Source organism: Bacillus sp. 5B6, assembly GCF_000259405.1.
Lineage (GTDB): Bacteria > Bacillota > Bacilli > Bacillales > Bacillaceae > Bacillus > Bacillus velezensis.
Genome location: NZ_AJST01000001.1, coordinates 522927 through 545229, shown reverse-complemented (window position 1 = coordinate 545229; position 22303 = coordinate 522927). Strand labels below are relative to the sequence as shown.

Genomic DNA, 22303 nt, shown 5'->3' with positions numbered 1-22303 from the left:
CTTCCTGTATATGATCATTTATTTGTTATCATCCTCAGATGCAAAGCCGCTGAACTCCGGGCAGACGGCGCTGACCGTCCCGATCACCCGCTTCAGAATGTCCTGATAAAGCTGATGGACAAACGGCAGGTCGGTCCGGTCCGTCTCATGAATCTGCCGAATGTCGCCGGCTGTAACGATCCGGTATCCGCTGAAATGATAGAAAATCAGCGGACTTCCGTCTTCAAGCACAAGACGTCCGTCCTTCCATGAAAATGTGTGGCGGCCGTAATTCCAATGGCCGATATTCACGCCGGGCGTGGTGATGTCACACACATTCGGGAACAGGCCGGACATGTAATCCAAGTAGCCTTGATCTCCGAATTTTCCTTCGCCCGGCGCATTTTTGCATTCTTCCAGGCAGCGTTCTTTCCACCATCTGAGACAATCTGTGCCGGCACTGTCGGTTTTGAAGCTGAGAAAACCGGAATTATACCGGCCTAAAAGACGCTGCAGCATGTCGATTTCCTGTTTTTCAAATGAGGGAATGACGATATCGCCCCGTGACAGAAGCACCGAACAATCCGGCTGATTGTCAAAAATCGCGCGCGGATCAGCGAAGAAAAACAAATCGGCATCAATGTACGTGACACGCTCTAATTCCGGATGTCCGTCCAGCACGAATTCGAGAAATACCGGCTTCACCGTCCAGCAATATTCGCTCTGATCCCTCGTCCGCTTCAGTTCAAGGAGCTCCTCATTTTCCAGTGCGGACACCTGAATCAAGGTGACATTATCCTGCCGCATTGCCTGAAGCACGTCATAGGTGTCTTGATCCATACACAAAGTAAAAATGGGGGCGTCCGCCTGAACCGCTTTCAATGAGCCGAACAAAGCGATGGCCTGATACAGCCTTCCTTTTGATAAAACTGTGCAATATGCGCTTGTCACGTCTTCTCTCACCTCTGTTTCTGTTACTTTTGAAAAAAGGCTTTATACCATTCGATCGTTTTTTCCAATCCTTCATCAATGGTATGCGCGGGCATCCAATTCAGAAGCTTCCTCGCCTTTTCCGCCGATAAATATTGGTGCTTGATTTCGTGGCTCCCCTGGTTGAGCACTTTCGGCTTGAGGTCACTGTCCATGGCCTTAAGAATTTTTTCTACAAGCTCCAGCACCGTCAGCTGAATCTCATTGCTGAAGTTGAACGCTTCTCCCGCAAGATTGAGCTCCTCCATCTTTTCCGCCAGCAAAAGGTATGCCTCGACCGCATCCTCGATGTAAAAATAATCACGGATAAATGTGCCGTCGCTGCGGATTTCCGGCGCTTCACCGTTCAGCACGAGCTGAATCGTCTGCGGAATAATCCGATTGAAGTTCAAATCTCCGCCGCCGTACAAGTTGCCGCAGCGCGTAATACAGACCGGAAGTCCGTACGTATTAAAATATGTGTGGCTTAATAAATCGGCACAGCTTTTTGATACGTCATACGGATGTTTGCCCTGAAGAGGCATGTTTTCATCGTACGGCAGTACCGGCTGGTCGCCGTACGCTTTATCACTGGACGCGACGATCACCCGCTTGATGAGCGGATGCCTGCGGCACGCTTCAAGGATGTTCCATGTGCCGAGAATATTGGCTTCAAATGTGGAAATCGGATTGCGGTTTGCGACGCCGACAATCGCCTGAGCGGCTAAATGAAAGACCGTGTCAATTTCATATTCGCCCAGCGCCCGTTCAATCACATCCAGATCCTCAAGCACGCCCTGCACGATATTCATTTGCTTCACTTGTTCTCCCTGATACAGGTTCGACTTGGGCACAGTGTCACGGACAAGTCCCGTCACATTGGCCCCCTGATCGATCAGTTCCTTCACCAAGCAGCTTCCTAAAAGACCTGTACATCCCGTCACAAACACATTTTTATTTTTCCAGAAACTCAAACTTGATCACCATACCTTCCATACATGTTGTCCCCGGTCCCACATGTTGTTGATTTCCAGCAGATTTTTATACGTATCGATCGCCGTCCAGAAACCGTGATGCCGGTATACCGCCAATTCGCCGTCTTTCGCCAGCTCCTTCAGCGGTTCTTCTTCAAACATGACGTCCCTGTCTTTCGGCAGATAATCAAATACCTTCGGGCTGAGCACGAAAAATCCGCCGTTGATGATGCCGTCACTTGAGGTTTTTTCAGAAAAGCTTTTCGCCATACCGTCTTCAACCGTCAGCGTTCCGAATTGCGAGGTCTTTTCTATACCGGTGACGGTCGCCGCAGCCCCTTTTGATTGATGATAGCTGATCAGATGAAACAGGTTGATGTTCGCCAGTCCGTCCCCGTACGTCATAAGAAAGGTTTCATCACCGATGATGTCCTTCGCCTGTAAAAGCCGCCCCGCTGTCTGCGTGTGTTCCCCCGTGTCTAAAAAAGTGATTTTCCACGGCTCGGATTTTCCCAATATCCGCACTTCTCCGGTAGAGCTGTCCAGCGTCATGCTGTGATTCTTCCAGTCATAATCTAAGAAATATTCCTTAATCATCTCTCCTTTGAAACCAAGAAGCAGGATAAATTCGTTCACGCCATAGTATTGATAGAGTTTCATAATATGCCATAGAATCGGTTTGCCGCCTATCATGGCGAGCGGTTTGGGACGTTCATTGGTGATTTCGCTCATTCTCGTTCCTTTTCCGCCGCAGAGAATGACTGCTTTCATCTCTACCCCTCTTCTCTGTGAATATTGGATTCGAAACCGCCCGTATAAGAGAAACCAACCCGATAATTTGTCCGATTCTCTACCACCGGTTTCAAAATCTACTGTAAGATATGAGAGATTGGCGCCCTTTGTGACCAAAAGCTCTCTCTTTTTTCAGATTGGTGAAGATACACAAAAAAAAAGAGCCTCACGGAAATTCCGTAAGGCTCTTTCTATTATTTATTATCCTGATTCAGCTTTTCTTTGCCGTAATGATATTTAGACGGATCAACCGGCGTAAAGTCGCTCAATTTGTGGAATCTGAGCAGGTCTTTGTACATCACGCTGTCAGACAGCTTCAGCTGCTCTGTGACTCTGGCTTTCAGGTTTTTCGTTTCCTGATTGCCTTTCAGTTCTTTCCCTGTCTTCGTATCGTATACGACATTGGAGATGGAAGTATATTTCGGCGTGACGTAATCTCCGTTGCGGAACGTCACCGTATCATCATGGTCTTTCGAGAAGAGATCGGTGCCGAAATTAATATATTTCTTAGAATCGATGCCTTCCAAGTGAAGGATCGTCGGCACAACGTCCATTTCACCGCCGTACGTATGGTTCACCCCGCCTTTTTTGCCGGGGATGCGAAGCATAAGCGGCACACGCTGATTCTGCGCGTTTTGATAAGGCGTAATTTCTTTGCCGAGAATTTCTTTCATCGCGCGGTTATGGTTTTCAGAGATTCCGTAATGGTCTCCGTAAAGCATAATCACCGAGTTGTCATATAAACCGGATGACTTCAGATCTTTAAAGAACTGTTCAAGCGCTTCGTCAAGATAACGCGCCGTCTGGAAATAGTCATCCACAGTCGCGTCGCCCGTTTTCGCTTTTTCGATCGTTGCGTCTTTTTCATCAAGCGTAAACGGATAATGGTTCGTCAGCGTGAGCAAATGCGCGTAGAACGGCTGTTTCAGCGATTGAAGCTTCGGAATGGATTCTTTGAAGAATGGTTTATCCTTCAGTCCCATATTGACAAGGTTGTCATCAGACATATCGTATGTGCTGGCGTCAAAGAATTTATCGTAGCCGATATGTTTGTAAATCTGGTCACGGTTCCAGAATGATTTGTAGTCACCGTGTAAAACGGCGCTTGTATAGCCCTCACTTTGGTCAAGGATGGCAGGAAGCGATTGATACGTGTTTTCCCCTTTTGTCACGAAGGCTGATCCTTCAGGCAGTCCGAACAGGCTGTTATCCATCATCAGCTCGGCGTCAGATGTTTTACCTTGGCCCGTTTGGTGGAAAAAGTTATCAAAGTACGTCATGTCCTCTCCGCCGCGTGCGAGTTTATTCAGGAACGGCGTGACTTCTTTTCCGTCAAGTTTGTAGTTGATCAAAAACGATTGGAAACTTTCCAAGTGAATCTTAATAATGTTTTTGCCTTTGGCCTTGCCGAAATACTCGGCGTTCGGCTTCGCATAATGCGACGATGTGTAGTTTTCAACGCTCGTCAGGTCATCGCTGCTGGCATATGCCCGCTGTGATTCCGTCTGCGCCGTCTGTACGCCGTCATAAATCGTGTAATTATAAAGGCCTAAGTATTTTACAATGTAATTACGGTCAAACGTTCTTGTCAGCAGCTCCGGGCGGTCCTCTTCGGCAATCGCCAGGTTCACGAAGAACAAAACAATACCCGTCACGATAATTAATGACGTATACCGTTTTTTCAGCTTGAATTCCTTCAGCTCACGTCTCCACACCAGAAGCGCGATTAAAATAATAATATCAACAAAGTATAAAATATCATGGCCGGACATAATGCTGAAGATGCCGTCTCCCATATTTCCGACATTACCGGATTGCTTTAAGTTAGGGAATGTCAAGAAATCATCGAAGAATCGATAGAATAGGATATTTGCATACAAAATAAACGTCATGATGAAATCAATAATCACCATGATAATCGCTGATTTGCGGCCTTTCGCAAACAATGCCAGTCCTAAAAAGAAAATGGCGCTTGAGAACGGATTGATCACAAGCAGAAACTGCTGCGTCGGACCCTTCACCCCAAGGTTGAATTCAGCATGATAGGCTAAATACGTTTTGGCCCAAAACAAAATAATAGCCAGTACAAAAAAACTAAGTCTGTAAGAAAATAATTTCTTCATGGCAACCTCTACTTTCCTAAACACTTTAAATCTGTATTCTTACTTTTTGCTTCAATTCCTGCTTTCCGAGCAAAACGAAAGCATCACACAGCCCCATAAACACACCATTTAAAAAAACGATATATTTATCATTCGTGTCATGCCCATTGAACATCTTATCCCGCCAGCCATTAGACGCAGGATATCCGTTCTTCGTTTCACATTTTTTTCTGGCATTAAAAGGTACCGTATTCAGACCCGGTCTGAAAATAGGAGATACCAAATATAAGAATAACACAAACTTCTAAAAACGAAAAATGAATATCAAAGACAGCCGCCCAACAGGCGGGCTGAAGTTATTGTATGCAAAGGGGCTGAAAAACTTGAAGGTTTTTTTGGCTGATGTAAAAAAAAGACTGGAGTCATCCAGTCCTTTACCTGTCAAATTATCGCTTAGACCCTAAAGATATACTTTCTTCACGTATACCTTTTGTTTTTTATAATCCAACCATGCAGCAGAGCTGGCATTTGTGAATGCTTAAACTGTTCCCCAACACTGGACCTTAACGCGTCTTGCAAATTTCTGTTTCTCATTAGCGAAAAAAATTGTGAACTGGTTTCATCAAACCCGCCAATAAAGGAATTAGCTCCGTTTTTTTCTGTTCAATAACGAGTTTTTTTCCCTCGACATACAGTTTTAGTTTTTCACTTATCATTTCCCGCTCTCCTTTTAGTCCCAGCTGCGTTTTAATGACCCATTCTTCAGCGGTCTAATTTCTTGCCATTTTAATGTAATGCCGGTATCCAATTAGAGAAACTATAAATCCCAGTATTGTATAGCTCAGTACAACAAGAGTTACCCATATTAGACTTTCTCCTCCCGATATCGTCGAGACCGATTGAATTAACCCTTGATGCGCCCAGTACTGAGGAAAGAGCATTCCAATAGTTTGAAGATAGCTTGGTAATTGATCATAAGGGGTCCATAAACCACATACAACAGCGGTACCTAATGCAATCACATTTGTCATGACCAAGCCGGTATTTTCAGTCTTTGCAAAGACTGAAATGGCAACTCCCCAGGATGTAACCAGTAAAGATATCAATACAACAACCCACATATACGCCGGAAAATTATTAATTTCAATATCATACAGAAATATTCCTAAAACAGAAAGGAGAAGAATTTGCATAAAAGTTATGACTAAAAAAGGAATGCTTTTTCCTAAGAAGAAGTTATAAGGCTTTAAAGGGGTACTTGCCAGTCTTGATACAATTCCTTTTTCCCGATCCTTTACAAAACTTATAACGATGGAGATAATAATGAATGTAGAAAAGAATACGCTCATACCGGTTACAGATTGTGAAGCTACTAAAGTTTTGTTTGTACTGTCTGTCGTAAATAGCTCAATCAGCAATATGATGGACACAATGGGTAATATAATTGTCCAAAAAAACAGAGACTTATCCTTTAACTGTTTTAGCGTTTCAATTTGAGCGAGCGGTAACATGATAAATTCCCCCTTTATTCTTCATCACGCAAATCAGTGCCGGTAAGTTTAAAGAATACATCTTCTAATTTTGGTTTATATAAAAACAACTGATGAGGCACAATATTGTTTTCCTTACTGACCCTAATTAAGCGCTCCATGGTTTCTAAAGGTTTTTTGGTTTTTATTATCAGCCCTGAATTAACGACTGAAAACTCAAAACCATGGCTCTTTATTAATTCATGAGACAATGAGGAGTTAAACATAATAGATGATTCTTCATGTCGTTTAAGCAGTTCATTTATTTCTCCTTCATCGATAATCTGCCCTCTGTCGATAAAAGCTACATAGTCACAAAGAGTTTCAATCTCTTCCATGTAATGACTCACATAAATAATGGTTTTACCGGCTTTTTTGAGTCGATTTACGATGTTAAAAATGTATCGGCGTGATTGCGGATCCACGCCTACCGTCGGCTCATCTAGAATAATTAAGTCTGGATCGTGCATTAATGCACACCCGATATTTAAACGGCGCTTCATTCCCCCAGAAAAGTTCTCCACAACGTCGTTTGTCCTTTCTGACAACCCGATATCTTCTAACAGTTTTTTTGTTGTTTGCTTTAGTTTTAAGCCATTCAGTCCATGCACCTTTCCGAAAAATTCCATGTTGGTCTTTGCGGTTAATTTTTCTTCAAGGCTGATATCCTGTGGAACATAACCCAATCTGCCATTTTCATTACCAACAAATTCAACCTTACCGTCATATTCCCGGATGATGCGCGAGATGATCTTAATTAAGGTAGATTTGCCGGATCCGTTCGGTCCAACAAGTCCATAGCAGACTCCTTTCGGAATTGTTAAAGCAACATTGTCCAAAGCCAGAGTCGTGCCATAGCGCTTACTTATATGTTCAACTTGCAGCATTTACACCATTCCCCCACTGTTATTTATTTTAAATATGGATTCAATCGTATTAATGTACTCCTTGTAGGCTGCTTTCCCTTCTTTCGTAATCTGAACAATAGTCTTCGGCTTTTTGGATACGAACTTCTTGGTTAGTTCTATATAAGCTGCATCTTCTAACTTTTTCAGATGCGAACCTAAATTCCCATCTGTGATGTCTAATGACTTTTTCAGGAAAGTAAAATCACATTGATCATAAGTCATCAGTAAACTCATAATTCCCAACCGTACTTTGGCATGTATTAAATCATTGATATTGTTAACATTACTCATTTCCTTGCCCTTTTCTTTTCAAAATCATTCCTGTAAGTAATAGGCTGCCTCCGCCAATATATGCAAAAACAATATTCATTGCCTCAGGAAATAAACAGAATGTAAGCATACCGAGTATGCTCAGCCAAAACCCCATAACAAAAATCTCTTTTGTTAACACGATGCCTAAGAATATGTACATAATAGACACCATCAAAACAATCAAAAATGATAGAAATTCTCCTGTTCGCGGCAATAATCCCATTAAAATCAGGAAAACAAAAATGAATACCATGAAGCTGAATCCAATCCATGCATATTTTAATTGATTCTTTAAAAAAGTGGGCATAGGATCAAATTGTTTCTGCTTAAGATATGTCTTCAAAGTCAGTATCCACCCTACTATTGCCAGTATAAACCAGACACAAGCGAGGACTACAGAAGGTACCTTACATAAAGAAACGGAATACGCAATAATCCATATACAGCCCCAAATAATGAAATATGGACTGGTTTGCCTTGAGTACTCAGTCTTGTAATTCGTCAAGACCTTGATATGAGATAAGTTTTCGGCTATCTCTGTTTCACGAAAATTCTGATTTGACATAAGACAGGCTCCTCTTTTGCAAAGTACTTTGTGAAACAGAGTATATTCTAATTCCATATATTTGTAAAGAGGTTTTATCCAAAATAGGCGCAACTATTTAGTCTTGGAAACAGCAGATGGGACTTCTTGCGCCGGTATGCCTCCAATACAGCCGAGACGTCCTTTATATAAACATGCTAATAAAAAATAACAAAGCAAGCTTATCTCCAACCAAAATGAAATGATCAATTAATAGCATGCAATGGCTGTCTGAATTTCTAAATTAACGGAGGAACATACGGTAAAGCTTTTAAAGACACACTTCTGATGACAATTTCTGCAGGTTTTAGAAATGACCAAAATAGAAGGTCCGGGAGTCAAGCAGGGAAGACATCTTGACCAGGCGGCTGGACAAACCGAATATATATCGATTGGAAAGCAATTCATTTTATTGAAGGAAAAAGGACTGGAGTCATCCAGTCCTTTTCATCAAATCGGTCAAATCCCCGCCCAAACATCTTTTGCGTAAATGCCTTTTGTCTGGAGGTCCAAAAGCCATTCTTGCGCTTGCCGCTCGTCTGTTTCGTGGACCGACTGATACGCTTTTTGCAGCGTTGTCTCTACATCGGGCGCCATTTTGCTGCCGTCGCCGCATACGTAGAGGTGCCCTCCCCGGCCGAGGATGGAAATTAAAGCGCCGGCGTCTTTCGCCATTAAGTGCTGCACATACGTTTTCGGTACGCCTTCTTTGCGGGAGAAAGCCGTATGAAGCGTCACGATTCCGTCTTTTTCATAAGCTTCAAGCTCATCACGGTAAATAAAATCATGATCGTTTCTGCATCCGAAATACAGATGAGCCTCCCCCAGCTCTTTTCCTTCTTTTTTTAACGCCGCCCGGGCTTGCAGAAATCCGCGGAACGGGGCGACTCCTGTGCCGGGACCGACCATAATAATCGGTTTTTCCGGATCTTCCGGCAGCCGGAATCGTGTTTCCGGAGTGCGGACAAACATCACGATACCATCCTCAGGGCCGCGGTCCGCTAAATAATTCGAAGCGACTCCGCGATACTCACCCAAACCGCTCCGGGCGGGGCCGCGAACGACGCCGACGGTAATTGAGGCCTGCCCGGGATGTTTCCGAGGCGAACTTGAAATCGAATAATACCGCGGCTTCAGCGGACGCAAAAGCTCCAGAAATCGCTCAAACGGAAGTTCACACGCTTCATATTTTTCAAGAAGATCGAGCATTGAGACGCGCGATGTTAAGATTTCCTCCTGATAGACGCCCTCCTCAAGAAAATCTTCCAATTCCCGTTTGTGCGGCGGACAGGCCGTATAAGCGGCCATTTCCCGGATTTGAGCTCTTGATGCCGCTTCCTGCAATTCGACACAGCTGCTCAGAAGATCATGCAGCCTGACCGGCCGATCGAGCGGGAGATGAGCCGCGCTCTGCCCGCTGGCCGTCAGCAGAACTTGATCATTCCCGTTCAGATTGAACCGGCGGAGAACACGGCTGACCTGCTCTTTGCTGTTTACCGGCAGCACGCCGAGATGATCCCCCTCATGATAGGCAGCCTCTTTCGGCAGAGTGATTTCGATATGCCTTGTGCTCCGGCCGCTTTCCGGCGCCTGAAGTTCCCTGTTTTCCGCAACGGATGCGTAAACCGCTTCATACGTCTGTGCCAAAGGAGACCCGCCAAGCCCGCTGACAAATTGAAGGCCCAGCGCACTTCGCTCTTTTTCGGCATTTTCATTCAGCTTGAGACCGAATACCTTCATGGCGTCCGTCCACATGCTTTTTTTCCATTCATCAAGCTTTCCTTCAAAATCGCCGCTGACGTCCCCTTCGCCCCGGGAGGAAAAGCGTTCCGCCCCTTTTTCGGCAAGCTTCTCATCAATAAGCCTCGGTACAGCCTGATATGTCGCCGCCCAGTTATGATCACCGCAGCCGAAGACGGCATATCGGACGCCTTCCAGTTCCCCCGGTTTGACTTCTTCAAGCCATTGAACGAATTGTGCCGCGTTGCTCGGAGGCTTTCCGTTATAAGAGGACGTAATGATCAAGAGAGCTCCTTCTTTCGGCAGTTTTCCGATCCGGTCATTTAAAGGCGCCGTTTCAGTCCGGACGCCGTGCATCCCGGCAGTATCGGCAAGCTCCCGCGCCACGCCTTCTGCGGTTCCCGTATCTGAGCCGTACAGAATCAGAAGCGGTCGGTTATCAAGCCCGATAATGGATGCGCCTTTTGTTTCCCGTTTTTCTTTTCCGACGTCTTCCGCCGCTTTTTCAGCCGCCGGGAGAGCAGCCGCAACGGCTTCTTTGTTTCTCGGCCGCACCCGGATATGAAAGTCGCCGGGCTTGATCGTTAGTGTCTGTTTAATATCGAGCTCATAATCGGTGTGATCGATAAAGGTAAAATGCTGCAGAATCATCCCCAGAACAAGGGTTGCTTCATGCAGGGCGAACTGCATACCGATACACGCCCTCTGACCGTTTCCAAACGGCTTATACGCATGGTGAGGCACTTGATCAGGATGTTCAAACCGCTCCGGATAAAATTCCTCCGCATTGTCTCCCCACGCGTCTTTATCACGGTGAAGCTGGGGAATTAAGACGGAAATTCTGTCTTTCGGCGTGATCGGATATTTCCCGCCGATCACCGTATCCTCTTTCGCATAAAGGCTGAACGCAGGCGCGGTCGGCCATAAGCGCAATGACTCCTGCAAAATCATTCGGATATAACTAAGCTCTAGCACTTGTTTATAAGAAGGAACGGGATCGGTCAAAACCCGATCGGCTTCTTCATAGGCTTTTTCCAAAACATGGGGATGTTTCAGCAGAAAGTAGATGGCAAAGGAAAGCAGGCCGCTGGTCGTTTCGTGGCCGGCAATTAAAAACGTGATGATTTGAAACCGAATATTTTCATCATCAAGTTTTTCGCCCGTTTCCGGGTCTTCCACATTCAGCATTCTGGCCAGCAGATCCTTTTCATCCCGGCCGCCTGACCGGCGCTCTGCGATAATACTGTCTACTAACGAAAACATCGCCTGAATGTCATGATGAAATTGGCGCTTCGTCCTGATCATAAGCTTATCCTGAACATCAAGGCGCTGCATTTGGTGCATCGCTTCATCAAGGGCGCGCACCATGCTGTTGATAAACGGATGAGGCGTTTCCCTGTAATAGCTGTTAAACCGATAGTTAAAGCCGCAAAGCCCGATCGTATCGAGCGTCAGACGGGTCATATCAGCAGGCACATCGACGGCCTCATCCGGGTTCAGCCTAGCCCATTTTTGAATCAGCTGCACCGCGATATCAGTCATCATCGAATGGTAATCTTTCATCGCGCGCTGGCTGAAGGTCGGCATCAGAATATTATGCGCCTTTCGCCAGTTAGGCTCATGCGTCCAGCTTGTAAACAGCCCGTCGCCGGAAAACGCCCGGACTTTCTCCAAAGCCCCTTCAATGCTTTTATCGAACCGCTCTTCATCACAAACCTCTTTCACCAGTTCATGGCCGGACACGACGATAATGGCGCCCGCCGGCGTATGCAGCTGAAAAATAGGCCCCTGCTCGTTTGCCAGTTTGATAAGCGACATTGTAGGCTTGTCTTTATCAAGCAAAGGAAGATTGCCGAGCGGGCCGAATGTCTTCGGCTGCGGAATCGGACCTGTTTCCTTCATGAATAACACCCTTTCTAACACGTTGATGCGTTCCTTCCAACTACATTGCCCTTTTCACCGGCCGATTATCCGCCGTCACGGATCAATCATCGGATTGACGATCGATAACGGTTTTTTCTATACTGGAGAGGCTTGTTAAATACAGAAATAAGGTGAGTTCACATATGGATTTTGAAATCAAGTTTTTATCGTTTTATGTCATTCAAGTGGAAGGAAAAGACGAACAGGCAAACAAACAGTTCAAACATTTCCAGACGCTTGACACGGAAGAATTTGAAGAAAGCGAGCTGAAGGATTTTCTTGACGGGGAATTGAAGAAAATCGTCAAACGGAAAGCCGAACGGCATCCGCAATCTGAGCAGGTCCCCACAAAAATCGGCCATTTTATCACGGAGCCGGGCCATGAGCTTGATTCAAATCCGAATTACAACCTTTTCAACCGCGCCAGACTTGCGGATACGAAGGAAGCATTTATCGAGGCAAGCGAGCAGTTCGTCCGCACTTACCTTGACACGAGCGCCGTGCGCGGCGGTGTCTTTATCGTGGCATCGGCCGTTCCGCGCAAGTATTTTGAAGACAAATTCGTCTTTATGATGAAATGCGATTTCGAGCCGAAAGTCGCCCGCATCTCAGACGCCTCGTCTCTTATTAAAAAGGTCGAAATGGCCATCACGACAAAAAACATGAAAAGCATTCAATATCCGTATATGCCGGAAGAAGGCATGACGGAGGAGCATGAGCTGAAAATCCACCAGGCCTCGCACGCCCGTTATTTCGAAGATTTTCTCAAATTTGTCGAATACGGCGAATCGATGCCGGAAATCATGAAAAGCCAAGTCATGAACATGGTGCAGGAACACGTGTATGAAACGTTTGAAGAAAACAGCGAAGAGCTTCAGCAGTTTGAGCATGACATTGAAATTTGGGAAGCGAGTGAAAAGCGGGAAATTCAGGAGCGCCTCGACACCCATCAAGTCATCGAGGCATCCGCGCAAATCATTGAACACACGCCGGAAGCCGAGCTGAAAATGAAAGTCGGAGAAACAGAGATTAAAGGATTACTGGCTGATTTCGGCGAATCCATCCATCTCGCAAAAGTGAACGGGCGCTATGTCGCGCTCATTGAGGCGGAGACGATCTCGTTTGAAAAAGGCAGTTCGCCGGTGGAGTTTCACAAGCCTGAGGGGCTGCATGAGGTGATTGAGCGGATACGGAATAAATCTGAACAAGACTGACAAAAGTCCAGACGCCATGTTCTGGACTTTCTTTATTTAATAAGGCTCTTTGAGCAATCGATAGCATTCACTGATGATGTCTTGGACGCCGGGCGTTCTCTTTATCTCGCGGCGGACGATTTCAGATGAGAGATTCTGCACCTGTAATGCCCGCTCCGCCCGTCTTTCGAAGTATGCATGACATGCAATTTCATGGTTTTCGTGTTTTTGCAGTTCTTCACTAAGCACAATCGCGTCTTCAATCGCCATCGCCGCTCCCTGCGCCAATGTCGGCGCTCCTGCATGGACGGCATCCCCGCCCAGAACGACGCGGCCTCTGTGCCACGGTTCTTTAACCGCCATCTGCTCAATCTTATGAAACAAAACGGGATATTCCTTTGACATATTCTCTGTCACAAACTTCACTCCCGGAATTCCGCGCAGCAAGTCTCTCACCCGTTCAAAACGCGTGTCCTCATCATCCCTGAAGTCAGCGTCATACGGCCGGATGATAAATACGTATCCTGTTTTTTCAGAGAGCGGCACGACTCCGACCTGCGTCTGCCCTTTTTTATACATCAGTGTCGAATCATGAAAAACCGGCTCGGGAAAAGAAATGTAAAATCTGTGCGCTCCCATGCCGAGATACTCCGTTTTCACTTCTCTTTGCAGCATTTGATCGCGGACAGCGGAGCGGATGCCGTCAAAGCCGGCGAGAATGTCAGCCGTCATCGCGGTTCCGTCTGCACAATGCACCGTTATGTCATCTGCCGTTTCTTCGTAAGACACGACTTTTTTACCGAGCAGAATCGTGACCCCCGCCGCTTCAGCATGCTTTTTGAGGATAACGTTTAACGTTTGCCGCAACATATTATTCCGTCCCGGCAATGAATCATCTAAAAACGCCTCACTCACTTTAAACTGCAGCGTTCCGTTTTCATCATGCTGCTTCAGCCATTCCGTTTGAAAGCCGTGTTGACAGCATTCATCATACACACCGATTTCCCGAAGCACCCGCAGCGCATTTTGAGGCTGGAGAATGCCCGCTCCGCTTTTTCGCATGTCGGACGCCGCCTCGCAAAGGGTCACTTCAAAACCCGCTCTGCCGAGAGAAATCGCTGCGGACAGGCCGCCGATCCCTCCGCCCGCTATGATGATCTTTTTCACTTCATGGTTCATCACGATACCGCCTTATCTATTTTTATTTATCATTCATTAACTATTAGCCACCTTACTATATAGGCTGAAAAACTGTCAATCTTTATAGGTTGCCTTTTGAATCCGGCAAGCTTATACTTTGAATCACTAAAATGGTACGGAGGCTTACAAAAATGGAGTTGAGACATTTGCCGGATTACTCGCAGATTGCCGGACGCGCTGAGATTTACGCCGATATGGATGCTGAATCATTGAAAACATTTTTGACGTTATTTGATATGTCTAAAAAAATGAATCAGGTCATGGAGCATTATTTCTCAAGTCACGGATTGTCCGAAGGGAAATTCAAAATTTTGATGTTTCTGTTTGACGCACCCGGCCACAGCCTGAGTCCGACAGAGCTGGCAAAAAAATCCAATGTCACCAAAGCGACCATCACCGGATTGATCGACGGACTCGCACGGGACGGCTTTGTAAACCGCAGCCCGCATACCGGCGACAGACGAAAAATCAGCATCGAACTCACAAGGGAAGGAAAAGAAAAGCTGATGCTGTTTCTTCCCGGCCACTTCTCCAATATTTCAGGAGTCATGGAAAGCTTCACCGCTGAACAAAAAGCGGAATTGACAAAAATGCTTGAAGTATTATTTGATAAGCTTCTGCTGTTTTCCGGCGGCAGAACATAAAAAGGCGCCCCTCTCAGCAGGGCGCCTTTTTCGCGCGGTTAATCATCACTGTTTAAAATTCCGAAAAACCGTAGCAGGTTGATAAACAAGTTAATAAAGTCGATATAAAGCGTCAATGCCATCAAAGGAATCAAGTCAGCCGTGATGTCCCGGTGCTTGATCTGGTTCAGATCGTATAAGATGTACATTGAAAACACAATCGTTCCGATGACGGAATACGCCATCATGGCGGCTGAATTCAGCGGGCTGAAAATATTAAAGATCCCCACTGCGAGAAGCGCGATAACAGCGACAAGCAAGAAGGACCATAAAAACGACAAGTCCTTTTTCGTCTTAGCGCCGATCGTGCCGAGCACCGCAAAAATCACAAACGATGAACCGAATGCCTCGAATACGACATAGGCCCCCGCTGCGGACGCATAATGGCTGATAATCGGAAACAGCGTCATTCCGGAAATGAAAGCGAATGAAAACACAAACACATATCCGACGGCTTTTTTTCGGCGCAGCCAAAATGCGGCGATGATCATGGCGACCTCTAAGACCGACAGCGGCAGCATCAATGCCGGCGGAATGAACTGGCCCGTATACAGGCCGATTGTCGCAACTAACAGTGTAAACACAAATACCGTTATAATGCGCTGCATAATAGATTGTTTGCTCTCATAAGCAGCAGTTTGCATGTCAAAAGTCCTCCCAAAAAATGATCGTGATAGGTCTATTATAAATAAAATGGGAGAAATTTGTATGATTTTAAGAAGATTTTAAGGATGTCAGGCCTGACGTTTTGCTGCGCACTCCTGCATATCCATGAAATCATGCAGTTTTTTCGTCAATCCGCCGTGCCCGAATCGAATATTCCCCTTCTGCCCCGGCGTTTTCGCGAAATCGAGAAATGCCAGCACATAAAGACGCCTGACGGGAATCGGAATGACGCCCGCATCATAAAACCAGCCGTCAATTGTATTGAGCACGCCTTTGTTAATGCCGTATTGCTTCGTGCACCAATGCAGAAAGCGCACTTCGGGCAGGTGCAGATACCGGCTCTCCCGGAAAGGAACAGTTGAATGCTTCATATGTACCGCCTCCTGTCATTGGCTGTTTTTTAAGATTGTTTTACTTCTTTGCTCTTCAGGGAAAATCGATATTTCTCCACCTTATCAATTTGTGTCACTTGGGAATTATGAACCGTAATCTGAACAGTCCCGAAATCGAGCGTTTCCAGCGCACTGATAATCTTTTCGATCACATGCGGATCTACGTTTCCTTTGGACGTCATCATGCTCCCCCTTTATGTCTGGCCGTTCGTCTTTTGACAATGAGTGTTTTAATTCATACTATTCTGATAAGAAATATATAATTATACTATTATGTTTTCATTCAGAAATCAATAACATTTACACAATTTTTGGATATGTTTTCTTTGCGAATACTTTCACTTCCTTCGCTTTGACATAAACCGTGTCGCCGACGCCCGCCCCCAAGGCGTCATATAGCTGATTTTAAGAACGCAATCTTCACGTTCCGACATATTTACGTTGTTTTCCGCTGACAAAAAAAGCGCCCCGCCTCTGGCCGGAGCACCTTTTTTTCTATGCTTTTGCTTCCTCGATCACACATGTGACACCCATGCTGGCGAGCGCCTGCTCCAGGGAGCCGTAGGTTTGATACTCTGAAAAATCAAGCCCCAATTGGATAGAAGTCTGTGCCACATCAGGCCGAATGCCGGAAAACACGGTTCTGATGCCGAGGAGAAATAACGTTTTCGACAGCATATACAATTGCTGCGCCACCATCGTATCGACAATGGGTACACCGGACAGATCAATCACAAGATTTGTGATCCGTTTGGCGACACAGTTTTCCGGCACCGACTCCAAAATCACGCGCGCCCGTCTCGTATCAATCGATCCGATGAGCGGCAGAGTGCCGATCGTATCCGCGATCAAAATAACCGGACAGCTCAATTCGGAAATAAGCTCCTGCTGAGATGACAGCCTCGCGATCATTAATTTCTGAAACTGTTCAGTAAAATCCGTCATCAGCTGATCAAACGAGCCGTTGACAAGGTGATTCCAGCGGCGGGCATCCTCGTTTGTTACGATGTCCTGATGCTCATCCATAAAACGGGTGACCGCCTCCCAAAAGACGGTTCTTGAATTGCCGATCGCCTCAACGACCTCATGAACCTCCGCGTCTTGCTCCACTCTGCTTTTCGCTACCTGTGCGGCCCATTTTTCTTTGTTATGCTGAAAAACGGCCGGATCTTCCAAAAAAGCGCTTGCGATGACCGTGTTTGTAAAGGTATGCTGCTCGATCAGCAGCCGTTTCATTTCCTCACTTAATTGATCCGCAGAATAAAAACGCCCTCTCAGCTTCCGTCTCAGCTTGAGCCATTTTTCCGTCAGCTCTGCCGAATGTGTAATAATATAATCATGAAGTAATTGGTCTTTGTTCACTGCCTTCTCCTCTTTCAAGAATATGTACTTTTGTCTAAATTATAAATCGGAATCGCCGATCGCACTAGAGAAATTAAAAAAACCTGCACATTAAAGCTTTTGATTGCTTTTTTCGGCAGGAGGATACACTATAAAAGAAATGAAACAGGAGGTCAGTATGATGATCAAAAAAATCGCGACAGTCGCCGTATACACTGATGATCAGCAAAAAGCGAAAACATTCTGGACGGAAAAAGCAGGGTTTGAAACCGTCGCCGAGCATCCGATGGGCCCGGGCGCCTTCTGGCTTGAGGTAGCGCCCAAAGGAGCCGCCACTCATTTGGTTATTTATCCGAAGGCGATGATGAAAGGGGCCGAGCATATGAAGGCTTCTATCGTATTTGAGTGTGAAGATGTCTTTGCCGCATACGAACAGATGAAAAAGAACGGCATCACCTTTTTAGATGAACCGAAACAAATGGAATGGGGCAGCTTCGTGCAATTTAAAGATGAGGATGGTCATGTCTTTCTCCTGAAATCGTAATCCGTCAGGCATCCCAATTGACTTTGAGAATCATTTTCATTTAAAATGTTGGATAAAGCGTGAAAAGGATTGGAGAGTTGCCAGATGTTTGTGCAAATCAGAAAAATGACCGTAAAAGAAGGACATGCCGACAAAGTAATCGAACGCTTCAGTTCAGAAGGCGTGATTGAAAAGCAGGAAGGTTTGATAGACGTAACAGTCCTGGAAAAAAAAGTCCGCCGCGGTGATGAAGAAGTCGTCGTGTTAATCCGCTGGGAGTCAGAAGACCATTGGAAACAATGGGAAAAAAGCGAAGACCACATCGCGGCCCACAAAGCAAACCAAGGCAAGCCGAAACCTGATTATATGCTTGGAACGGATGTCGGTATGTATCATGTCAGAGCCGTTAAAACAGGCGTACACGAAAAATAATAAAGAGCATTTGCCCCAGGGCAATGCTCTTTTTATTTTTTCTCCTCATACGGCAGGACAAACAGCGGTTTATCGGGCTTCCATTCCGCATACAGCACGTCCTCCGTTTTTTTGATGTTCAGCTTTTTCAGCTCCTGAGTCAGCTGCTTTTCTTCCAGCCCGGCTTCTTTCAGATTTTCATACAGCACTTCGCCGTCAATAATCAGTGTGACCGGCAAAGAGACCTGCTTCGGCTTTATTTGCATGTCGCCGTTTTTCGTCGTGTCATATTGAAATTTCGGCAGGACACTGACCATCCCGTTTGTTTCTAAAATCGCGTACTCCGCTTCCTGTATGGAAAAGCAATTCGCCTGTCTGAGAAGGCTTTGCAATTGATTAATGTCCAGTTTATTCTTTTTCAGCACATCATATTTCAGTTTTCCTTTATGTATGATAATACTCGGCTCGCCTTCCAACAGCTTTCTGGAGCTTTTTACTTTCTGCGTAATCAGTTCGATGAGATAAATTAAAATCCCCCATAACAGAGAGGCAAAAATGATTTCAAAAATCCTGACGCCTTTATCATACACCGCATTTCCGACCAGTTCGCCGAGGATGAGCGCGGAAATAAAATCAAACGGCGTAATTTGCGAGAATTGAGTTTTTCCAAGCAATTTTAAAATCACAAATAAAATACCCAAACCGCATACTAACTCCCAAGCCACTGTAAGTAAATGTCCCATATTCGCACCTTCTTCTTAAAAGTCATTACCATTATGGACATTCGCCTGTTTTCTATACAGCGGCCGGCAACACACAAAAAAACGCAGCCGAGGCCGCGTTTTTTCACTTCTGCTTACTGTTTTTGATTCGATCTGACGACCCGTAAGCACACCTCAGCGGCATAACCGGCGGCCGCTCCGGAACCCGCAAACATCGCGGCAAGCCCCAAGCCCATTCCTTCCCAGCCGCCGACACCGAAAATGCTGTAAACAACCGTACCGAAAGCAGTCAGGCCCAGCACTGCCAAAAGGCACTCAGGCCACATCTTTTTCGGCCAATTCTTGCGGAGCACAGCCGATACGGCAAAGTTAAGACAAAATGCGGCCAGACAGATCAGATAAAAAAACCCCATGTCTTTTACCTCCGTCATGAGAAGCTTTTTATTTACTCACCTTTTTTTCAAACAAATGATAACCCGGCGCGAGTCCTTTTGATTCGTACCCCATTCCGCTGTAAAACGACTGAAGCGCCTTGTTTTCGGACACGCAATCGAGCCGGATTTTCGTTTTTCCCGGACAAGACACACCCGTCTCCGCCCAAGTCATGATCGTCCGGCCGAGCCCCGCCCCTGCAAACCGCCTGTTAATCGCCAGCCGGTGGAGATATACGGACTCCTCATGTCCTTCATCGCCCCATAGACGTCTGTCCCACCCGCTTGCTTCGGGAAGCAGCATGACGACGCCGGCCAGCTCTTCATTCTGCCTGAATAAAAAAACATACCCTTGGGCGATCGCCTCCCGCATATTGTGGGTATCTTCCCCTTCTAGAAGGCCGCTCCACTGGTTCGACCCTTTATCGCGAAGCCATTCTGCCGCTTGTACGAGCAGATCCATGACCTCTTCTTCATCATCCTTCCGGGCGGAGGTGACCCGGAATGCCCCCGCCTTCTCCTCCGTGATCGTAAATGGTGTCATAAAACCCTCCTGTAATCAGAATATTCGACACCTTTATTATAGACCAAACGCAGAAAGGAAAAAAACAGCCGTCGTATTTGAGGGCCGTTTAAAAAATTTTCTTCTTATCACGTTCTTCTTTTAAAATCTCAACCGCTTCCCTGAAACGCATAGAGTGGACGATTTCACGCTCACGCAGAAAACGGAGTGAATCATTCAGGTCAGGATCATCGGAAATATCAATAATCCATTGATACGTCGCTCTCGCCTTTTCTTCAGCCGCAATATCCTCATATAAATCAGCGATCGGATCTCCCTTCGCCTGTATGTAAGACGCTGTGAACGGAACTCCGGCCGCATTGTGATAAAACAGCGCGCTGTCATGGTTGACGTAATGATCACTGAGCCCTGCATCACGCAGCTGCTCCGGGGTCGCATCTTTTGTCAGCTTATAAATCATCGTCGCAATCATTTCTAAATGCGCAAACTCCTCCGTGCCGATATCCGTCAGCAGGCCGATCACCTTGTCAGGAATCGTGTAGCGCTGGTTTAAGTACCGGAGCGCTGCGGCCAATTCGCCGTCCGCCCCGCCGTATTGTTCAATGAGAAACTTAGCCAGCATCGGGTTGCATGTACTGACTTTAACCGGATACTGCAGCTTTTTTTCATATACCCACATTTACAGATCCCTCCTTATACTTGCCATGGCCAAGGACCGCGGCCCCAGTCCCATTGAGCGCCGACCTGACTCACGCCGAATTGCAGAAGCGGTCCGTACTCAGGCTCAAACCGCTTTCTCAGCTGTCTTGAGTACCGGGAATATTCATGAAACTGCTGAAGCGCGAGACGGTCATGGGGATGCGTATCCAGATAAAGCGTCAGCTCCACCAAGACAAAGTCCGCCGCCTGGATTTGCTCCAGCAGCCGATAGTATTCATCATCAATCTTTTTCGCCATATTCGATTCCCCCCCGATAAGGATTATCATAGAAATCGTAAAGATCCTTCCAAAGGGTCCCTTTTCTCAATGCCTCCATCGGAGAAAACTGCTCCAAGTGATACGGCTGAAACCGCATATAAAGATGCGGCGGCGTTCTGTAGTATTTTCTCCCGATCGGCGGGCAGGGATCAAACCGGCTGTGGAAGGGTTTATAGGATTTGACCGGTGTAAACGGCTGATTTTCTTTCATTACGATCCTCCTTTCCTAAACACATGACCTTAATAGGTATGAATCTGTATCGGCATTTATGCCCTGTAAGAAAATAAAAAAGCCCGTTAAAAACGGACTCAATGCAACTCATCTGGAATTTGAAGTAAAAAACCATAATTTAAAAATCTGCTTGAAAACGCTGATAATGTTTCAATGTATATTCCGTAATTTGTTGATCATATTCAGGATATTCATATCTCAATAAATCAGCCACTGACTTTGAATATGCTCTAAAGAGACCTTGGCAGTCAAACAATGCCTTCCACACGCTTTCATAAGTATTGCCGACATAAGTATTCAGCAGGATTTCCCAATCTTTCGCATTCATGTAATGTTGAATATACTTATAATTCTTCCCTACACTTAATGAAAACTGATCCTCTATCCCGATATTCCACGCAATCATACGCAAAACATTAGGCCTTAAAATGTCATTCATATGATCCAGCGCAAACAGTATTTCTTTACGCATTAATCCTTTAATCACATAGGTTGAAACCATCCAAAATTCATTGCAGCAATCATCAAACTCTCTGGGGGTCGGTTTCTTTATATGATATTGTTCATCACTCGCAATAATCTTACTATTGATTCGGTCATCCTTGTCTAATACTATTTCCGCCAAACCATCACTCTGTGTAAAATAATCCTCTGTTTGACTCAGAGGGATCAAAGTTAAGTCGATTTTATGATGATCTTTAAATAGCATTAGATAGGAGAACCAGTCTCCGAGCTCCGGAGGGAAAAGTTCCATATCTTCAGGTTTTTGCATCATCAATCTTTCGCCAAACTGATCCAGCCAGCTTTCGTCAGATGTGAAAGAGTCCATATCGGTCACAAAATAAGAAATATCATAGTCTTGAAATTTGTCTCTCGGTACATTTTTATTGGTTCTTGATCCCTCTAAAGTGACAAGACGGATTCTCTCGTCCTTCATCGCAATATCAAGAATCAATTTCATCATTTCGTCTTCACTTCTCACATGTAAAACCTCCCGATAAAGAGATTTTATACAGATCATCAGTTTATAAACAACAGAAAGAAAAGGTTGTGGGCTTGCATGATTTACAGAAAAGTCCTATGTACTTGATGATTTTGCTCCAATCGTAACACAGCTGCAATAACATGAGAAGAGCACTCTTGCTGTTCCAAGAGTGCTTTTTCCCGAATGATCAGATATATTGGCTGTCCCGATGA

25 protein-coding genes are annotated in these 22303 nt (G+C 45.6%); 4 read left to right on the top strand and 21 right to left on the bottom strand.

Going from position 1 to position 22303, the window contains the following annotated elements; translation table 11 throughout:
• Positions 1-18: 18 nt before the first annotated feature.
• The 9 genes from MY7_RS02660 to MY7_RS02620 all read right to left on the bottom strand — a co-directional run bounded on the left by MY7_RS02660 (position 19) and on the right by MY7_RS02620 (position 11790).
• Positions 19-930, bottom strand: coding sequence for a putative nucleotide-diphospho-sugar transferase (locus MY7_RS02660; RefSeq protein ID WP_015239358.1), 912 nt, complete (start codon positions 928-930; stop codon positions 19-21).
• Between the two features lie 23 nt (positions 931-953).
• Entirely contained in the window at positions 954-1922 is a 969-nt protein-coding gene (locus tag MY7_RS02655) for a GDP-mannose 4,6-dehydratase (RefSeq protein ID WP_007609972.1), read from the bottom strand.
• A gap of 6 nt (positions 1923-1928) precedes the next feature.
• A complete protein-coding gene (gene rfbF, locus MY7_RS02650; RefSeq protein ID WP_029326183.1) occupies positions 1929-2693 on the bottom strand; it encodes a glucose-1-phosphate cytidylyltransferase in 765 nt (254 codons plus the stop codon).
• 215 nt (positions 2694-2908) lie between these two features.
• Complete coding sequence (locus MY7_RS02645; protein ID WP_003155677.1) at positions 2909-4837, bottom strand: LTA synthase family protein; 1929 nt, start codon at positions 4835-4837, stop codon at positions 2909-2911.
• Positions 4838-5586: 749 nt separating this feature from the next.
• Positions 5587-6327 (bottom strand): ABC transporter permease, encoded by a 741-nt coding sequence (locus tag MY7_RS02640; protein WP_007609959.1) that lies wholly within the window; start codon positions 6325-6327, stop codon positions 5587-5589.
• A 14-nt stretch (positions 6328-6341) separates the two neighbouring features.
• Positions 6342-7232 (bottom strand): ABC transporter ATP-binding protein, encoded by an 891-nt coding sequence (locus MY7_RS02635; RefSeq protein WP_007609958.1) that lies wholly within the window; start codon positions 7230-7232, stop codon positions 6342-6344.
• Positions 7233-7544, bottom strand: a complete 312-nt coding sequence (locus MY7_RS02630; protein ID WP_007609957.1) for a winged helix-turn-helix domain-containing protein — start codon at positions 7542-7544, stop codon at positions 7233-7235. It lies immediately after the preceding gene.
• The gene (locus MY7_RS02625) at positions 7537-8130 is read right to left on the bottom strand and encodes a hypothetical protein (RefSeq protein ID WP_029326182.1); all 594 of its coding nucleotides are present in this window, start codon (positions 8128-8130) and stop codon (positions 7537-7539) included. Before MY7_RS02625 ends, MY7_RS02630 begins: the two co-directional genes overlap by 8 nt.
• A gap of 477 nt (positions 8131-8607) precedes the next feature.
• On the bottom strand, positions 8608-11790 hold the full coding sequence (locus MY7_RS02620) for a bifunctional cytochrome P450/NADPH--P450 reductase (RefSeq protein ID WP_007609952.1): 3183 nt from the start codon (positions 11788-11790) through the stop codon (positions 8608-8610).
• Positions 11791-11954: 164 nt separating this feature from the next.
• Here MY7_RS02620 and MY7_RS02615 point away from each other — a divergent pair, with 164 nt between their 5' ends.
• Positions 11955-13025 (top strand): DUF3900 domain-containing protein, encoded by a 1071-nt coding sequence (locus tag MY7_RS02615; RefSeq protein WP_007609950.1) that lies wholly within the window; start codon positions 11955-11957, stop codon positions 13023-13025.
• A gap of 36 nt (positions 13026-13061) precedes the next feature.
• On the opposite strand, the gene MY7_RS02610 is transcribed toward MY7_RS02615, so the two are convergent.
• A complete protein-coding gene (locus tag MY7_RS02610) occupies positions 13062-14183 on the bottom strand; it encodes an FAD-dependent oxidoreductase (RefSeq protein ID WP_007609949.1) in 1122 nt (373 codons plus the stop codon).
• A 152-nt stretch (positions 14184-14335) separates the two neighbouring features.
• On the opposite strand from MY7_RS02610, the gene MY7_RS02605 reads away from it, so the two are divergent.
• Positions 14336-14848 carry a MarR family winged helix-turn-helix transcriptional regulator gene (locus MY7_RS02605; RefSeq protein ID WP_007609948.1) on the top strand — a complete coding sequence of 171 codons (513 nt, stop codon included), beginning with the start codon at positions 14336-14338 and terminating at the stop codon, positions 14846-14848.
• Positions 14849-14886: 38 nt separating this feature from the next.
• Here the strand turns inward: MY7_RS02605 and MY7_RS02600 are convergent, their stop codons facing one another.
• The 4 genes from MY7_RS02600 to MY7_RS02590 form a co-directional block, all read right to left on the bottom strand.
• Complete coding sequence (locus tag MY7_RS02600; protein ID WP_007609945.1) at positions 14887-15531, bottom strand: Bax inhibitor-1/YccA family protein; 645 nt, start codon at positions 15529-15531, stop codon at positions 14887-14889.
• A 90-nt stretch (positions 15532-15621) separates the two neighbouring features.
• Positions 15622-15924: a hypothetical protein gene (locus tag MY7_RS02595; protein WP_007408940.1), complete on the bottom strand. Its 303-nt coding sequence runs from the start codon at positions 15922-15924 to the stop codon at positions 15622-15624.
• 29 nt (positions 15925-15953) lie between these two features.
• Entirely contained in the window at positions 15954-16127 is a 174-nt protein-coding gene (locus tag MY7_RS18985) for a YezD family protein (RefSeq protein ID WP_003155693.1), read from the bottom strand.
• 313 nt (positions 16128-16440) lie between these two features.
• Entirely contained in the window at positions 16441-17307 is an 867-nt protein-coding gene (locus MY7_RS02590) for an STAS domain-containing protein (protein ID WP_007408939.1), read from the bottom strand.
• A gap of 160 nt (positions 17308-17467) precedes the next feature.
• Here MY7_RS02590 and MY7_RS02585 point away from each other — a divergent pair, with 160 nt between their 5' ends.
• Positions 17468-17830, top strand: a complete 363-nt coding sequence (locus MY7_RS02585) for a VOC family protein (RefSeq protein WP_029326180.1) — start codon at positions 17468-17470, stop codon at positions 17828-17830.
• Positions 17831-17914: 84 nt separating this feature from the next.
• Positions 17915-18241, top strand: a complete 327-nt coding sequence (gene hmoA, locus MY7_RS02580) for a heme-degrading oxygenase HmoA (protein ID WP_003155696.1) — start codon at positions 17915-17917, stop codon at positions 18239-18241.
• 32 nt (positions 18242-18273) lie between these two features.
• Here the strand turns inward: hmoA and MY7_RS02575 are convergent, their stop codons facing one another.
• The 7 genes from MY7_RS02575 to ant(6) form a co-directional block, all read right to left on the bottom strand.
• Positions 18274-18963 (bottom strand): YetF domain-containing protein, encoded by a 690-nt coding sequence (locus tag MY7_RS02575; RefSeq protein WP_007609925.1) that lies wholly within the window; start codon positions 18961-18963, stop codon positions 18274-18276.
• A 113-nt stretch (positions 18964-19076) separates the two neighbouring features.
• Positions 19077-19355 carry a YesK family protein gene (locus MY7_RS02570; protein WP_029326179.1) on the bottom strand — a complete coding sequence of 93 codons (279 nt, stop codon included), beginning with the start codon at positions 19353-19355 and terminating at the stop codon, positions 19077-19079.
• 28 nt (positions 19356-19383) lie between these two features.
• Entirely contained in the window at positions 19384-19917 is a 534-nt protein-coding gene (locus MY7_RS02565; protein WP_007609923.1) for a GNAT family N-acetyltransferase, read from the bottom strand.
• Between the two features lie 88 nt (positions 19918-20005).
• Positions 20006-20575, bottom strand: coding sequence for a spore coat protein CotJC (gene cotJC / locus MY7_RS02560; RefSeq protein ID WP_003155700.1), 570 nt, complete (start codon positions 20573-20575; stop codon positions 20006-20008).
• A gap of 14 nt (positions 20576-20589) precedes the next feature.
• A complete protein-coding gene (gene cotJB / locus MY7_RS02555) occupies positions 20590-20853 on the bottom strand; it encodes a spore coat protein CotJB (RefSeq protein ID WP_007408934.1) in 264 nt (87 codons plus the stop codon).
• Complete coding sequence (cotJA, locus tag MY7_RS02550) at positions 20837-21085, bottom strand: spore coat-associated protein CotJA (protein WP_003155704.1); 249 nt, start codon at positions 21083-21085, stop codon at positions 20837-20839. Before cotJA ends, cotJB begins: the two co-directional genes overlap by 17 nt.
• 139 nt (positions 21086-21224) lie before the next feature.
• Positions 21225-22088 (bottom strand): aminoglycoside 6-adenylyltransferase, encoded by an 864-nt coding sequence (gene ant(6), locus MY7_RS02545; protein WP_029326178.1) that lies wholly within the window; start codon positions 22086-22088, stop codon positions 21225-21227.
• Positions 22089-22303: the final 215 nt, after the last annotated feature.

Coding starts and splice junctions, on each gene's coding strand:
- rfbF (WP_029326183.1), bottom strand. CDS start 2,693: ATGAAAGCAGTCATTCTCTGCGGCGGAAAAGGAACGAGAATGAGCGAA.
- MY7_RS02645 (WP_003155677.1), bottom strand. CDS start 4,837: ATGAAGAAATTATTTTCTTACAGACTTAGTTTTTTTGTACTGGCTATT.
- MY7_RS02640 (WP_007609959.1), bottom strand. CDS start 6,327: ATGTTACCGCTCGCTCAAATTGAAACGCTAAAACAGTTAAAGGATAAG.
- MY7_RS02635 (WP_007609958.1), bottom strand. CDS start 7,232: ATGCTGCAAGTTGAACATATAAGTAAGCGCTATGGCACGACTCTGGCT.
- MY7_RS02630 (WP_007609957.1), bottom strand. CDS start 7,544: ATGAGTAATGTTAACAATATCAATGATTTAATACATGCCAAAGTACGG.
- MY7_RS02625 (WP_029326182.1), bottom strand. CDS start 8,130: ATGTCAAATCAGAATTTTCGTGAAACAGAGATAGCCGAAAACTTATCT.
- MY7_RS02620 (WP_007609952.1), bottom strand. CDS start 11,790: ATGAAGGAAACAGGTCCGATTCCGCAGCCGAAGACATTCGGCCCGCTC.
- MY7_RS02615 (WP_007609950.1), top strand. CDS start 11,955: ATGGATTTTGAAATCAAGTTTTTATCGTTTTATGTCATTCAAGTGGAA.
- MY7_RS02610 (WP_007609949.1), bottom strand. CDS start 14,183: ATGAACCATGAAGTGAAAAAGATCATCATAGCGGGCGGAGGGATCGGC.
- MY7_RS02605 (WP_007609948.1), top strand. CDS start 14,336: ATGGAGTTGAGACATTTGCCGGATTACTCGCAGATTGCCGGACGCGCT.
- MY7_RS02600 (WP_007609945.1), bottom strand. CDS start 15,531: ATGCAAACTGCTGCTTATGAGAGCAAACAATCTATTATGCAGCGCATT.
- MY7_RS02595 (WP_007408940.1), bottom strand. CDS start 15,924: ATGAAGCATTCAACTGTTCCTTTCCGGGAGAGCCGGTATCTGCACCTG.
- MY7_RS18985 (WP_003155693.1), bottom strand. CDS start 16,127: ATGACGTCCAAAGGAAACGTAGATCCGCATGTGATCGAAAAGATTATC.
- MY7_RS02585 (WP_029326180.1), top strand. CDS start 17,468: ATGATCAAAAAAATCGCGACAGTCGCCGTATACACTGATGATCAGCAA.
- hmoA (WP_003155696.1), top strand. CDS start 17,915: ATGTTTGTGCAAATCAGAAAAATGACCGTAAAAGAAGGACATGCCGAC.
- MY7_RS02575 (WP_007609925.1), bottom strand. CDS start 18,963: ATGGGACATTTACTTACAGTGGCTTGGGAGTTAGTATGCGGTTTGGGT.
- MY7_RS02570 (WP_029326179.1), bottom strand. CDS start 19,355: ATGGGGTTTTTTTATCTGATCTGTCTGGCCGCATTTTGTCTTAACTTT.
- MY7_RS02565 (WP_007609923.1), bottom strand. CDS start 19,917: ATGACACCATTTACGATCACGGAGGAGAAGGCGGGGGCATTCCGGGTC.
- cotJC (WP_003155700.1), bottom strand. CDS start 20,575: ATGTGGGTATATGAAAAAAAGCTGCAGTATCCGGTTAAAGTCAGTACA.
- cotJB (WP_007408934.1), bottom strand. CDS start 20,853: ATGGCGAAAAAGATTGATGATGAATACTATCGGCTGCTGGAGCAAATC.
- cotJA (WP_003155704.1), bottom strand. CDS start 21,085: ATGAAAGAAAATCAGCCGTTTACACCGGTCAAATCCTATAAACCCTTC.